General features: G+C 53.6%; 14 protein-coding genes. 1 reads left to right on the forward strand and 13 read right to left on the reverse strand.

The features are described from left to right. Positions 1-2: 2 nt before the first annotated feature. The 6 genes from ON072_RS02240 to ON072_RS02265 all read right to left on the reverse strand — a co-directional run bounded on the left by ON072_RS02240 (position 3) and on the right by ON072_RS02265 (position 6683). Positions 3-776 (reverse strand): enoyl-CoA hydratase, encoded by a 774-nt coding sequence (locus ON072_RS02240; protein ID WP_096141350.1) that lies wholly within the window; start codon positions 774-776, stop codon positions 3-5. Between the two features lie 37 nt (positions 777-813). Then, the gene (locus tag ON072_RS02245; protein WP_025009787.1) at positions 814-1971 is read right to left on the reverse strand and encodes an acyl-CoA dehydrogenase family protein; all 1158 of its coding nucleotides are present in this window, start codon (positions 1969-1971) and stop codon (positions 814-816) included. 123 nt (positions 1972-2094) lie between these two features. Next, on the reverse strand, positions 2095-3588 hold the full coding sequence (locus ON072_RS02250; protein WP_025009786.1) for a CoA-acylating methylmalonate-semialdehyde dehydrogenase: 1494 nt from the start codon (positions 3586-3588) through the stop codon (positions 2095-2097). 125 nt (positions 3589-3713) lie between these two features. After that, positions 3714-4895: a thiolase family protein gene (locus ON072_RS02255; protein ID WP_144218880.1), complete on the reverse strand. Its 1182-nt coding sequence runs from the start codon at positions 4893-4895 to the stop codon at positions 3714-3716. A 376-nt stretch (positions 4896-5271) separates the two neighbouring features. Beyond that, positions 5272-6216, reverse strand: a complete 945-nt coding sequence (gene metA / locus ON072_RS02260; RefSeq protein ID WP_025009783.1) for a homoserine O-acetyltransferase MetA — start codon at positions 6214-6216, stop codon at positions 5272-5274. A gap of 53 nt (positions 6217-6269) precedes the next feature. Beyond that, positions 6270-6683 carry a YbaY family lipoprotein gene (locus ON072_RS02265; RefSeq protein ID WP_025886564.1) on the reverse strand — a complete coding sequence of 138 codons (414 nt, stop codon included), beginning with the start codon at positions 6681-6683 and terminating at the stop codon, positions 6270-6272. A 117-nt stretch (positions 6684-6800) separates the two neighbouring features. On the opposite strand from ON072_RS02265, the gene ON072_RS02270 reads away from it, so the two are divergent. Beyond that, entirely contained in the window at positions 6801-7553 is a 753-nt protein-coding gene (locus tag ON072_RS02270; RefSeq protein ID WP_044734178.1) for an SDR family NAD(P)-dependent oxidoreductase, read from the forward strand. A gap of 4 nt (positions 7554-7557) precedes the next feature. Here the strand turns inward: ON072_RS02270 and yidZ are convergent, their stop codons facing one another. The 7 genes from yidZ to ON072_RS02305 form a co-directional block, all read right to left on the reverse strand. After that, complete coding sequence (gene yidZ, locus ON072_RS02275; RefSeq protein WP_071238879.1) at positions 7558-8523, reverse strand: HTH-type transcriptional regulator YidZ; 966 nt, start codon at positions 8521-8523, stop codon at positions 7558-7560. Continuing rightward, positions 8492-9688, reverse strand: coding sequence for an MdtL family multidrug efflux MFS transporter (locus ON072_RS02280; RefSeq protein ID WP_144218879.1), 1197 nt, complete (start codon positions 9686-9688; stop codon positions 8492-8494). Before ON072_RS02280 ends, yidZ begins: the two co-directional genes overlap by 32 nt. Positions 9689-9877: 189 nt before the next feature. Next, positions 9878-10525: an outer membrane protein OmpW gene (gene ompW, locus ON072_RS02285; protein WP_025009781.1), complete on the reverse strand. Its 648-nt coding sequence runs from the start codon at positions 10523-10525 to the stop codon at positions 9878-9880. A gap of 417 nt (positions 10526-10942) precedes the next feature. Next, a complete protein-coding gene (locus ON072_RS02290; RefSeq protein WP_107004550.1) occupies positions 10943-11527 on the reverse strand; it encodes a nucleotidyltransferase family protein in 585 nt (194 codons plus the stop codon). A 60-nt stretch (positions 11528-11587) separates the two neighbouring features. Next, positions 11588-11701 carry a cytochrome bd-I oxidase subunit CydX gene (cydX, locus tag ON072_RS02295; RefSeq protein ID WP_025009779.1) on the reverse strand — a complete coding sequence of 38 codons (114 nt, stop codon included), beginning with the start codon at positions 11699-11701 and terminating at the stop codon, positions 11588-11590. Between the two features lie 12 nt (positions 11702-11713). Then, on the reverse strand, positions 11714-12853 hold the full coding sequence (gene cydB / locus ON072_RS02300; RefSeq protein WP_028779211.1) for a cytochrome d ubiquinol oxidase subunit II: 1140 nt from the start codon (positions 12851-12853) through the stop codon (positions 11714-11716). A 16-nt stretch (positions 12854-12869) separates the two neighbouring features. Then, on the reverse strand, positions 12870-14444 hold the full coding sequence (locus ON072_RS02305; RefSeq protein ID WP_025886552.1) for a cytochrome ubiquinol oxidase subunit I: 1575 nt from the start codon (positions 14442-14444) through the stop codon (positions 12870-12872). Positions 14445-14749: the final 305 nt, after the last annotated feature.

Here is a 14749-nt window from a genome sequence, read left to right on the forward strand (position 1 = left end):
CCTTATGCGTTTTTCCAGTTGGCTGCGCGCTTCTCCAGGAAGGCATTGACCCCTTCTTTCTGATCTTGGGTGTCAAACAGAGCCACAAACAGCTCACGTTCCAGCGGCAGCGCCTGAGCTCTTGGCATATTACGTCCGGCCTGGATCAACTGCTTGCAAACGGTCACGCTCGATGGGCTCTGCTTGGCGGCCTTGGTCGCCAGCGCAATGGCGGCACTCAGGGCCTCACCCTTACCAACTACTTCTTCGACCAGGCCAATCTCACGGGCCTTGGCGGCATCGATTCGCTCACCGCAAAGGATCATCCGCTTGGCCCAGCCTTCACCGACCAGAGCGGTCAGATTCTGGGTGCCGCCGGCGCAAGGCAGCAGGCCGACTGTGGCCTCGGGTAATGCCAGCTGCGCCTGCTCTTCGGCGATACGGATATCACAGGCCAGTGCCACTTCCAAACCGCCGCCCATGGCATAGCCGTTGATGGCGGCAATAGACACACCGCGAAAGGCGCTCAAGGTTTCAAATGCTTCGCCAAAATAGCGTGCCATGGTGGCGGCATTGCCTTTATCACCATCGGCAAACAGCTTGAGATCGGCGCCGGCCGAGAAGAATTTCTCCCCTTCCCCTGTCAGTACCAAGGCATAGATATCGGGATCATTGTTGAGCTCTTCCACCTTGAGGCGCAGTTCATTGAGGCTCTCGGCCGTCCAGGTGTTGGCCGGTGGATTGTTGATGGTCAGAACAGCCGTGTGGCCTTCGATATGCTCAATCAAAAAAGACATGAATGACTCCTTGCAATTCGGTTAAATGGGTTTGGCCTTAGAGGATCTCGCCGGCATGCTCATCCAGCAGGCGGCGGGCGATGATAAGGCGCATAATCTCATTGGTTCCTTCCAGGATCTGGTGTACCCGTACATCACGGAAATGTCGCTCCAGTGGGTATTCGCGGATGTAGCCGTAACCACCGTGAATTTGCAGCGCGCTGTCACACACGGCAAACCCTATATCTGTGGCAAAACGCTTGGCCATGGCGCAATAAGCCGTGGCTTCGGGATCGCCGCTGTCCAGCTTAAATGCCGCCAGACGCACCATCTGCCGCGCGGCGACCAGTTCTGTGGCCATGTCGGCCAGCTTGAACTGCAGCGCCTGGAAGGCGGCCAGTGGTTTGCCGAACTGCTTGCGCTCATGCATATATTCAGTGGCGCGCTCAAGTGCAGCCTGAGCGGTACCTACAGAGCAGGTGGCGATATTGATGCGGCCGCCATCCAGGCCCTTCATGGCGAAGGTAAAGCCCTGGCCTTCCTCACCCAACAGATGATTGACCGGCACCCGCACGTTTTCAAAAGTAATGAGTCTGGTTGGCTGGGCGTTCCAGCCCATCTTGTCCTCGGCCTTGCCGTAGATAACGCCCTTGGCATCAGCCGGGATGGCAATGGCCGAAATGCCCTTGGGGCCGGCCTCACCGGTGCGGCACATCACCACCAAAAGCTCGGTGGCGCCGGCACCTGAGATAAACATCTTGGAGCCGTTAATCACATACTCATCGCCGTCGCGCTCGGCGCGAGTGGCAAGTGAAGCGGCGTCACTGCCTGAACCTGGCTCGGTCAGGCAGTAAGAAGCCAGCTTGCTGCCTGTGGTCAGCGCTTCAGACCACTCGGCCCGCAGACTTTGCTGGCCCCAGGTTGTCACCATCCAGGTAGCCATGTTGTGAATGGTCAGCATGGCTGTGGTGGCAGTACAGCCCTTGGCCAGCTCTTCAAAAATAATCGAGGCATCCAGACGCGACAGGCCCATGCCGCCTTCAGACTCGGGAGAATAGAGTGAACAGAATCCCAGCTCCCCGGCTCTTTGGATCACGTCTTTGGGAAAGTGATGCTCCTCATCCCATTTGGCGGCAAATGGGGCCAGTTCATCGGCGGCAAACTGGCGGGCCAGCTCGGCGAATTGGCGCTGATCTTCGTTGAGATTGAAATCCATGCTTGACTCCTGTGCGCAGATCTCTGCGTCTTGCGGTGATCCGGTGATGCCGGATCTCTTGTTATTTACTGTTGCGATTAAAAAGGGGCACCGGCCATTGCCGGTGCCCTTGGGCTCACACTGTTACTTGAGGGCGATAGTCATATTGGGACCAGAGGCGATATCAGACTCGAACCAACGGCTGGTGATGGTCTTGGTCTCTGTGTAGAAACGCACCGCCTGCTTGCCGTAGGCGTGCTGATCGCCGTAGAAGCTGCCCTTCCAACCCGTGAAAGAGAAAAATGGCAGCGGCACTGGAATGGGCACGTTGATCCCCACCTGACCCACTTCAATTTCATGCTGATACTTACGCGCCGCGGCGCCACTGGCGGTAAAGATAGAGGTGCCGTTGCCGTAAGGGCTGGCGTTAACCAACTCAATGGCATCTTCCAGCGACTCGGCTTCCATACAGCAGAGCACGGGGCCGAAGATCTCTTCCTTGTAGATGCTCATGTCCGTGGTTACCTTGTCGAACATGGTCGGGCCAACCCAGTTGCCTGACTCATAACCGGGTACGGTGCAGTCGGAACCATCGAGCAGACACTCGGCGCCTTCGGCCTTGCCCTCGGCGATCAGTTTGAGCACCCGCTCTTTGGCGGCCGGGCTAATGAGCGGGCCGTAACCGGCTTCCTTGTCATCCCAAAGACCGGGACGCACCTTGGACAGGGCTTCTTTCAGCTCAGGGATCCACTCTTTGGCGGCGCCGACAAACACAGCGACCGACAGCGCCATACAGCGTTGACCGGCAGCGCCAACCGAGGCGCCCACCAGGTTATTGATCACTTGTTGCTTGTTGGCATCAGGCATGATCACGCAGTGGTTCTTGGCCCCGGCAAAGGCCTGCACCCGCTTGAGGTTGTCAGTGCCTGTCTTGTAGATGTACTGACCCACACCCACAGAACCCACAAAGGAAATCGCCTTGATATCCGGATGAGACAGCAGTACATCAACCGCCGTTTTGTCACCGTGAACCAGCTGCAGCACGCCCTTGGGAGCACCGGCCTGTTCAAACAGCTCCACCAGACGCTGCGGCGTCATTGGGTCCTGCTCGGACGGCTTGAGAACGAAGGTGTTGCCGCAGGCGATAGCCAGCGGGAACATCCACAGCGGGATCATCGCCGGGAAGTTGAATGGCGTAATCCCGGCGCAGACACCCAGCGGCTGAGTGTAGGAGTAGGTATCTATGCTGCGGGCCACGTTCTCAACCGTTTCACCCATCAGCAAGGAGGCGATGTTGCAGGCATGCTCGGCCACTTCAATGCCGCGCCAGACATCACCCTTGGCATCTTCAAAGGTTTTACCCGTTTCCTGGGCCAAAATGGTGGCCAGCTCGTCATGGTGTTCTTTCAAAAGGTGTTGATAGCGCAGCATCACCCGAGCGCGTTCGGAAACGGCCACTTCCTTCCAGCTCTTGAAGGCTTCCTTGGCGCTGGCGATGGCGCGCTCAACTTCCGGCTGGGTCGCACAGTTGATAAAGGCGATGGTTTCATTGTTGGCCGGGTTGGTGACATTGATCTGCTTGCTGCCGGAACCGTTGACGAATTCGCCATCTATGTAGTGCTTGACTTGTGTGCTCATAAGAATTCCTTGTAAGTAGTGGAACGGCGCGGCAACAGCTCTTGTGGCTGCTTTTTGATGACGCCGTTTCCTATCTTGTTGATTGCTTCAATTTGTTGCCGGCCGCTGCCGCGGCCGACTGGATATCAGATCTCAATCGCCATGGCAGTGGCTTCACCGCCACCTATGCACAGCGATGCCATGCCACGTTTGAGGCCTCGGGCCTTGAGCGCATGAACAAGAGTCACCAGCAGACGGGCGCCGGAGCAACCTATCGGATGACCGAGCGCACAGGCACCGCCATTGACGTTGACCTTGGCGGCATCCAGCCCCAACTCACTGATGGCCAACATGGTCACCATGGCGAAGGCTTCGTTGATTTCGAAAAGGTCGACCTCATCCTTGCTCCAGCCGGTCTGTGCCAAGAGTTTTTGCATGGCGCCCACGGGCGCCGTGGTAAACATGGCCGGCTCTTGGGAATGGGTAGCGTGGCCCTTGATGGTGGCCATCACTGCCAGCCCCAGGTTTTCGGCCTGCTCACGGCTCATCAGCATCAAACTGGCGGCACCGTCGGAAATCGAACTGGAGTTGGCGGCGGTAATGGTGCCGTCTTTGGCAAAAGCGGGCCGTAGCGCCGGGATCTTGTCAGGACGGGCATTGCCGGGCTGCTCATCGGTATCAATCAGAGTATCGCCGCGGCGGCTGCTTACGGTTACCGGAACTATCTCCTCCTTGAAAGCACCTGAGGTGATGGCTGCATTGGCTTTTTCCAGTGAGCTCAGGGCGAAGGCGTCCATGGCTTCCCGGGTCAGGCCAAAATCGTCGGCAGTTTTCTGGGCGAAAGTTCCCATGGCGCCACCTGTGTAGGCATCTTCCAGCCCATCGAGGAACATATGATCCAGCACCTTACCATGGCCCATACGCATGCCGCCGCGAGCCTTATCCAGCAGATACGGCGCCTGACTCATGCTCTCCATACCACCGGCAATCACAATATTGGCACTGCCGGCCTTGATAAGATCGTGCGCCAGCATCACGGTTTTCATCCCCGAGCCGCACACCTTGTTGACTGTGGTTGCGCCAACAGACTGGGGCAAACCTGCCCCCAAAACCGCCTGTCTGGCAGGGGCCTGCCCCAGACCAGCCGGCAATACACATCCCATCAGCACTTCATCGACCTGTTCGCCCTTCACTCCTGTAGTTTCCATCAAGGCCTTGATGCTGAAAGCCGCCAGCTGAGGAGAAGGCACAGTGGAAAGACAGCCCTGAAAACCGCCCATGGCAGTTCGTTTGGCGGCGACGATAACAATGTCCTGAGGACGACTCATTGTTGACTCCCTTGTTGGGCACCCAAACACCGGCCCAACAGCAGGCCGGCGGTGTTAGGTGCAGCAAATTTGCACTCTATTGCTGCCACTTTGACGTTTACGCGAACGTAAGGCAAGTACTAATTAGTCTAATACAGGCTCTGTTTATAGGTATTTTTGTCAGGGAGGATTTACAGCAGGATGACAGCTTGTGCCCTGAAAGAAAGCCAAAACACTACGGCTTAGAAAAGGTTAGGGAAGGAAGTACCAGTTTGAGGAAGCATAAGCAGTAGAGGCCGACGCCATCTGGCTTGATATGAGCTAAGCCCTTTAGGACTTAGGCGACAGGAATCACAAGACTGCGACTCCCGCCAACAAAACATTTGGCGTTACGGGCTCAGCCACTCTGTTCCCAGGGCGTAATAGCACTGAGATCCGATAAGTCATAAGGGGTCAACTGGTAGACATAATAGTTGAGCCAGTTGCTCACCAACAGACTACCGTGACTATACCAACGGGCAATAGCTTCAGCCTCTGGGTCATCGTTGCGGAAGTAGTTTTGCGGGATCTTGGGCGCCAACCCGGCCGCCAGATCTCTTTGGTACTCATCTTTAAGGGTCGACTTGCGATACTCTGGATGCCCCATCACAAACAGGTTGCGATTGTCCTTACTGATCACCAGATAGGCACCGGCTTGGTCCGACTCGGCCAGCACTGTCAGTTCGGGATGCGCCTTAAGCTCGTCCACATCCATTTGGGCATAGCGGGAGTGCGGAGCATAAAACTCATCATCAAAGCCGCGCAGCAAGGGCACATGGGCGCGAATACGCCTGTGCTGATAAACCCCGGAGCATTTTTCAGCAAGGATCTTGCGCTCGAGTTGATACAGGTGATAAAAACCGGCGTGGGCCGCCCAGCAGAGAAACAGTACCGAGGTAACATGCTCCTGTGACCAATCGATAATCTCGCGGATATGATCCCAATAAGTGACCTCCTCGAAATCCAGCTGTCCCAGGGGGGCGCCAGTGATGATCAGGCCGTCATAGTTGCGATGGCGCACATCTTCAAAGTCACGGTAAAAGGTATTGAGATGATCGGTCGGTGTATGTTTCGACTCTTTGTCGTGGATCCTCAGCAGGTCGATATCCACCTGCAACGGAGTATTGCCCAACAGCCGCAGCAACTGGGTTTCTGTCTCAATCTTGTTGGGCATCAGATTGAGGATCAACACCTTCATCGGCCGTATATCCTGCATCGCCGCCCGGCTCTCGGACATAACGAAGATATTCTCCGACTCAAGAACGCCGGCGGCTGGCAGGTTATCGGGTATTCTTACGGGCATAAAAGCGCCTCTCCTGAACTATCCAGGGCAAGGCGCTTGGCTTGGTATACCTGTTAGCGCCCTACCTTTTGCACCATGACTGATACCGGCTCAGCCTTGTCGATATCGACAAGATAAGCCTGGGTATTGATAAAGAGTAAGTCATCCTTGAGAGTGATCCTGGCACTGACACTGTAGCTATGGCCACTCTGGAACTGATCCCGGGCAAGAATAAACTTAAAAGGCGTTGGGCTGGTCACGCTGTCGCGCTGAATAACCGCCAGCACTTCTGCCGGAGCATCCGCCTTGGAAACGTCCTGAACCTGAACCGTCAGCACGGCTTCCGGTGGCAGGGCAATACGTTCGCGGTACCAGACATCGCCATCAATTTCGACTGTGGCATTCGGGGTCGCACAACCTGTGAGTGCCATCATTCCTGCTACAGCCGCCATCATTGGCAGTCGTAGCCAGTTGCCTGTCATTTTCATTGCTAGCTCCTAATCATACACAAAGACTTCTGGATGTCTATACATCCAAGTTTAATCATTGAGAACCTGGGAGGATAATCCTATCATAGGACTCCATTTTTGAGTTCAAATATCCTTATGACACAAGCAACTGCGATTATTGTGGGCGCCAGCTCACTCCTCAGCCGTGAAATAGCCCGCCGCCTGGCCGATGAAGGCACTAAACTGGCATTGCTGGCACAGGATCCCGACTCATTGAAAGAGTTTGCCGCCACCCTGGCAACCGAGGCTCAGGTGTTTGGCCTGGACATAGATAAACCACAAACCCTGATAGCCGAGCTGGAACAGATTTGGCAACAGTTGGGGGGTGCACATCTGGTGTTGGTCAATACCGGACTCAACTCCTATCACCCGGATCTGCCTTGGCAGTTGGAAGATGAGATCATCAGTGTCAATGTCCGTGGCTTTGCCGCCGTTTGCAACACAGCTTTCAGGCTGTTTCGCGAGCAGGGTTATGGCCAGCTTGCGGCTATCAACTCCATTGCCGGTCTTCGCGGTGGTCCCAGCGTAGCCTTTCATGCCTCCAAAGCCTTTGGGATGAACTATCTCGAGGGGCTGTCCATGCATGCCCAAAGGCTCAAGCTACCGATCACCATCACGGATATTCAGTTGGGTTTGTTGGATAAGGCCGCGCTGCAGCAGAGCAGGCTATGGCTATCCCCCGTAGATGTGGTTGCCGGGCAAATCATCCGCGCCCTGCAAAAAGGCAAGCGCCGGGTCTATGTCACCAAACGCTGGGCGACGGTTGCCTGGCTCACCAAACTGCTGCCCGAGTTTATCTATAACACCCGCCATTGGAAGGTGAAGAAACGCAAGGGGCAAGCGGAATAATCTTTTAAAGCGACAGCCGCTGTTCCAATTGCCGGCGAATGGTTTCCTTAAGCCAGCGCAACTTGGGATTGTGGCTGTTGCGTTTGTGCCACATCAGGGTAAAGAGAATGGTGAGCTTTTCCCTATCTTCCGCAACCATTGGCAATGGCCGGGTCACCAGCTCAGGGCATGTCCTGGCCGCATAGGTCCGGCAATAGCCAGGAGCCGTGGTTAACAGCTGCGACCCGGGCTGTGATGCCAGCCATAAAGATTGCTCAAACAGGGAAACCGACAACGCGATATCCCGCTTCAGACCTTTTTCAGCCAGCAGGCTATCCAGAGCCCAGCCCTCACATTTTTCCCACTCGATATTGATTTGCCGATACTCAAGGAATGTCTCCAGGCTCCAGACTTGTTGCAGTGCGGGATGATCTTTCCGCAGATATACCAAGGGCTCGTCGCTGAACAAGACCTCATAATCCACGGCCGCAGGCAAGAGTGCCAGCGTCTCCCGCGAGCCGGGATGACTCTCACGCCCCGATAGCCCCAAGTCAGCCTTGCCGGAAATAATGGCGTCCAGGGAGTCATAGTCCCAATTGCGGATCCGCACCACGGAATCAGGGAAATGAGCATCAATCAACCCAGGAAGTTCAGGCAACAATTCGAGGTAGAATGGTGACTCCAACATCAGCTGAAACTCTACCCCTTTGGGAACTTCAACATTGCGTTTGGCCACTATACTGCTGGCCAACTGAAACAGCTCGGCCAACTCTTCGGCCAATGCCAACGCCAATGGCGTCGGCAACAGCCCTTGGGGAGAACGAACCAATAGAGGGTCATCGAACCAATGACGTAACTTGGTCAAAGATTTACTCACGGCAGAAGGTGTTACCGACAGGCGTTTGGCCGCTCTGGTAACACTACGCTCACTGAGGAGGATCTGCAGCGTGACCAAGAGGTTAAGATCGAGGCGATGTAAGGCTCTGTTCATCTTGCTTCCATTGGCTATTGGTCTTAATTGGAGCGCGCGAGGTAAAATACAGGAGTATGATGCTGCCCAAAGCGGCGATCAGCAAGCTCAGTATCAACATGGTGCTCGCCGTCAGTCCAAACCAGGCACTTATCGCAATGAAGGCTCCAGACCAACTTATCTGGCAGATCCCCAATATGGAACTTGCCAGAGCCGAGCACTGAGCAAAGGGGGCCAGAGCCTGGCTCATAGTGACCCCGAACCCCACAGAAAAGCCGGCGCAAACAAAGCCAATGCCCAGCAAATATAGCCAAAGCTCTGTGGCCAGAGACGCAGCCAACAGCAGTACAGTAGCCGCCAAGGCAAAAGCCAGTTGCGACAGTTGCAACATGCGTTGTTGGCCAATCGAATCTATTAGCCAGGGAGAAATAAAGGCCATAACCATGCTTACCAGTGCCAAACCACCCATGGCCGAGGCGTAGCCACCACTGTCGAGCCCTAACTGCTCCATCAACAGCATGGGCGAAGTATTGACGAAGGTGAGTATCGCTGTCACGGCCAGACAACTGATCAATAAGCGACTGACGAAAGTCACACAGAGCAAGGATTCACCGGCTATCAATTCTCCCGCCGTCTTGGCCGGAAGCGACTCTTGCAAACCCAAACACAAAAACAGCGCCGCCGCAGCCAACAAAGCCATCAATACAAACAGCGCCGGCCAGTGAAAATACAGCAAAACCAGATGCCCCAGCACAGGCGCTAAAACCGGCACTATGCAGGTAATTCCATTTATCATCGACAAGACTTTGGCTCGTCTTTGGTCATCAAGCACATCCCGCAGAATGGCAAAGGTCACCAGATAGGCCGCTCCGGCACCTATACCCTGTCCGGCCCTGGCAAACAAAAACGCCGTGATTGATAGAGTAGTGGCGGCCCAAATCGACGACAGCACAAAAATCAACGCTCCGCAAAGGGCTACCGGCTTGCGCCCAAGCCTATCGGCAAGATGCCCACCGAGCAACATGGCCAGAGCCATGCCCGCCAGATAACAGGAAAAGGCGTTGTGCAATTGAGCCTCATCGGCGTTCAGGGTGTGGGCTATCTCGGGCAAGCCAACCAAGTAAAGATCGATCCCCAATGGATAGAGTAAAACCAAGGCAAAGGCACAGATAAGGTAATAACGCATGGATCAGTTGATAGAGCAGGAATTTGCTTGTCAGCATAAATGCCCGGACTGATGCCAGCGAGTTGCCATCAAGACAAGAGTATTTTCCTCAGAGGAAAAACATACAGCTGACGCCAATGACAAAAAAGGCGCCAGAGGCGCCTTTTCAATAGTTGGGAGCTTTGGGTTGGGAGCTGGGTTTGGGGGAGATCAGAAGGTGTAACCGACACTGATCATATAGACCCAAGGATCTATGTCAGTATCGACAACCTGCTCGGCACCGCCCATAGTGAATTTCACGTCTGTGCTGATCTTGGCGTACCACACTGAAGCATTTACCAGCCAGTTATCGTTGATCTGATAATCCAGACCCACTTGTGCGGCCCAGCCCCAAGAGTTGCTCAAACTCAGGTTATCCAGACCCAGACCTTTAGCTTCATCGGTGAAGTCATTGTCGAAGAAGTTGGTGTAGTTAACCCCGACACCCACGTAAGGACGCAGCTTGGACTCGGCATTACCGAAGTAGTACTGGGCCACCAAGGTAGGCGGCAGGTGCTTGGTTTCGGCAATCTTGCCGAGAGCACCCAGAGATACGTCATGGCTGAACGGGGTCGCAGCCAGCAGTTCGATACCAAAGTTATCTGTCAGCATATAGCCGAAGTTCAGACCCAACTGGGTGTTATTGTCCACGCCAAAAGAGGCGATATCGGCCACAACCGGGCTGGACTCGTCCGGGGCTACCACAACGGCACCGGCACGAACAATAAAGTCACCGGCCTTGTGGGCCAGTGCAGGGGCAGCAACAGTAGAAAAAAGGGCGGCGGCAATCAATCCTGATACGATATTTTTTTTCATCATCTCACTCCGTAGCGACAACACAGCGCTTTGTTTTTTATTACATCCATAACAACTGAGGCCACACTGCCAGATTTAACTCTTCACATTTTTGATCTGCATCAAGCGTTTTAAGAGGTACCCAGATTTAGATACTGCAAGCGCGAAACAGATCACATAAAATAAAGATTTATTGATATTGCACCTTTAAAATAAGTGAGCCAGTTCAAAACTCCACTAACCCCAAAGTGAAAGAAAAGTACATTTTTCGAGCAATGACGCTCGAGGCGCTCACAACCAAAAATTAACAATCAGTCACAGTAAGATATGCTGACCAGCACTTACAGAATGGTGTTTTTAACTGGAGAGGAAAGGAAACAGAGGATGCCAGATAACTGCAATCGGCAAGATAAATGTGTCAGAGAATGCTTGAGAAAGTACTCAGTAAAGCCTCTTCAGCAACGGATAGTTTGCCAACCAGTTCTTAGCCTTGAGCCGACTCTCGAATACGCCGGGAGTGCTCTTGGGATTAGGACTGAGTTCCAACGCCAGTAATGGGCCAAGCGGGAACAGATTGAGCAGTTGCAGCTCCCCTGCCCTCAACCTGACAGCCAGGGCCGTTTGCTGCTCTGGCCAGTAACTCATGGCATCAATCACTGAAGTATAGGGTTTATGGTGGTTTTTAAGGTGCATTCTGGCCTGGTTCTTTACCGACCATGGTAAGTCGAGTGCTGTGGCCAACTTGGCCTCATAGGCCCTGTCGGTGACTTCCGAGCTGTCGTTTGGCTCAAAGTAGAGCACATCTATATCGCTGAGCCTGGATACACTGCCGTGCAACTTGTCCCACACCAGATTACGGACAAATCCCGCGGCTACCCAGGCATCAATAGGCCCAAGGTTTGCAACACACTCAAGTGCCTGCATTCGCATCCTGTCCTGCCTGAGCCAGTTTTCAATCAGCTCAGCCGCCTCACTTTCACTGACCTGCTGCGGCCCTCTCGGCTCTAACTCATCATTTGCCACCATAGCCCCCTTAAAAAGACAAAAGCCCCCGCAGGCGGAGGCTTTCGATTCTAACTCAAGCTATCACTTCTCTTCAGTGTCTCTATCCATGTTCTCTGTATTTTCCAACCAGAGAGCATTGATGATACCGAAGGAACAAGCCAATAAAATGCCGAGTATCCAAGTGAAATACCACATAATTCAGGCTCCTTAGTAAAGTGATGTGCTGTTGTTTTCAATGTGCTGACGGTTCAGACGGCCATACATCTTGTAGTAAGTCCAGCAGGTGTAACTCAACACTGTTGGTACAAAGATGATCGCAACCCAAGTCATCACAGTCAGAGTCATCTGGCTGGCGGTAGCGTCCCACATGGTCAGACTGACGTTAGGCTCCTGTGATGAAGGCATCACGAATGGGAACATAGCCGCGCCACAGGTCAGGATGATACCGGCAATGGCCAGTGAGCTGAACAGGAAGGCGAAACCGCTACGCCCCATACGGCTGGTCAGCAGCACCAAGGCCGGCGCCAACAGGCCCAAAGCAGGGAACAGCATGGTCACTGGGTACTTGTCGTAGTTGGCCATCCAAGCACCGGAAACAACTTCAACTGTCTTCATGGTTGGGTCAGATACGGCGTTAGTATCCAGAGCCGAAGTCACCACATAGCCATCAATACCGGTAGCCAGCCACACACCGGCTGCACCGAACAGTACAATCAGCAGCAGTGCGGTCAACTGTGAAGCTGCAGCGGCGCGATTGCGCAGCTCACCTTCGGTCTTCATCTGCAACCAGCAAGCACCCTGCATCATGAACATACAGGCACTGACCAGACCGGCCAACAGGCCAAAGCCATTGAGCAGACCGAACAGGCCACCATCATAGTGGGCACGCAGGTACTCGTCGAAGCTGAAAGGCACGCCTTGCAGCAGGTTACCGAAGGCAACACCTATAATCAGCGGAGGAACAAAACCTGCGACAAACAATGCCCAGTCCCAGCTCTTGCGCCAGCGTGGATCTTCTATCTTGGAGCGATAGTCGAAACCTACAGGACGCAGGTACAGCGCCAGCAACACTATGATCATGGCCACGTAAAAGCCGGAAAAAGAAACGGCATATACAGTAGGCCAAGCGGCGAACAGGGCACCGGCACCGGTGATCAACCACACCTGGTTACCATCCCAGTGAGGAGCAACCGTGTTAATCATCACCCGGCGCTCGGTATCGTCCTTACCCAAGATTGGCAGTAAGGCACCTACCCCCATGTCAAAGCCATCAGTAATAGCGAAGCCTATGAGCAAGACGCCAACTAACAACCACCAGATAAATCTTAATATTTCATAATCAAACATAATGAAATCCCTCTGCTCAGGCTTCTAGTTTTTCAAAGTGATAACGGCCGGTCTTGAGACTGCTTGGACCCAGGCGCGCAAACTTGAACATCAGGAAGAGCTCGATAACCAACAGCACAGTGTAGAACAGAGTAATGCTGATGATACTGAACCAGAGATCGGCCGCCGTCAGGCTGGAAGCAGACACAAAGGTCGGGAGAATCTCGGAGATAGTCCATGGCTGACGACCATACTCGGCCACAAACCAACCACACTCGATGGCGATCCAAGGCAGAGGCAAGCTGTAGAGCGCAGCTTTGAGTACCCACTTCTTCTCTTCAATCTGATGACGGGTGCTCTGCCAGAAGGCAGCTGCAAACACTACCAGCATGACGAAACCAAGGCCCACCATGATACGGAAGCTCCAGAACAGCGGTGCTACGCTTGGAATAGAATCCCTTGCGGCCGCCTTAATCTGCTCTTCGGTGGCATCGACCACTTTATCTGTGTAGCGCTTCAGCAACAGACCGTAACCCAGGTCAACTTTCTGCTCTTCGAAAGCCGCGCGAACCGCAGGATCTTCCTCAATAGCAGGGTCAGCCTTGGCGGCACGCAACTGCTCAAGCAGGGCATAAGCCTTCATACCGTTGCGGATGCGAACTTCGTGCTCGGCGATCAGATCCTTGATACCTGTCACTTCTTCATCGATAGAACGAGTAGCTATGATACCCATGGCATATGGGATCTTGATGGCATAGTCGGTATGCATGGTTTCCTGGTTAGGGAAACCTATCGCAGTAAAGGCTGCCGGAGCAGGCTCTGTGTGCCATTCAGCTTCAATCGCTGCCAGTTTCACCCGCTGAGCTTCACCAACTTTATAACCGGATTCGTCACCCAGTACGATAACAGACAGGATAGAGGCCATACCAAAACTCGCCGCAATGGCGAAAGAGCGGCGGGCAAATGGCAGGTCACGCTTCTTGAGGATGTAGTAAGAACTGATAGCCAGAACAAACATGGCACCGGCTACATAACCGGAAGCGACAGTGTGAACAAATTTAACCTGAGCAACTGGGTTAAATACCACTTCAGCGAAGCTGGTCATTTCCATGCGCATGGTTTCATAGTTGAACACGCTACCCACAGGGTTTTGCATCCAGCCGTTGGCGACCAGGATCCACAGCGCAGACAAATTACTTCCCAATGCAACCAACCAGGTCACAGCCAAGTGTTGACGCTTGGAGAATCTGTCCCAACCGAAGAAGAACATACCCACGAAAGTGGATTCCAGGAAGAAGGCCATCAAGCCCTCAATCGCAAGAGGAGCACCGAAAATGTCACCCACATAGTGTGAGTAGTAGGACCAGTTGGTACCGAACTGGAACTCCATTGCCAGACCTGTGGTAACCCCCAGGGCAAAGTTAATACCGAAAAGTTTGCCCCAGAATTTAGTCATGTCCTTGTAGATCTGCTTATCTGTCATCACATAGAGTGATTCCATGATTGCCAGCAGGAAGGCCAAACCCAAAGTCAAAGGAACAAACAAGAAGTGATACATGGCTGTCAGCGCGAATTGTATGCGCGATAGCTCAACGACTTCTTCAACTATCATTTGTGACTCCTTACATGGTGCTCCGCCCGTTGTCTTCAGATCCCCATCAAAGACAACAGGTGGTGAGTTGGATAGCTTAGTTCATTAATTTCTTATCTACCCGGAAACCCGGATAAACCACCCAAATGATTCGCGTTGCTGCGCTTTAACTCACCAAAAGCTTAAAAATCGGTTTTTGGCGGCCTTAACGAGAGACGAATCACGCTTTTGCAGATTTATGCGATCAGCATCAGCATTTGCCAGTGTTCCAATATTTGCAAATTATTTAATATCAGGCACTTGCGTTATTAGTTCAGCTAAGATTT

It is taken from the genome of Shewanella sp. K8 (assembly GCF_028823715.1).
In the GTDB taxonomy this organism is placed as follows: Bacteria; Pseudomonadota; Gammaproteobacteria; order Enterobacterales; family Shewanellaceae; genus Shewanella; species Shewanella algae.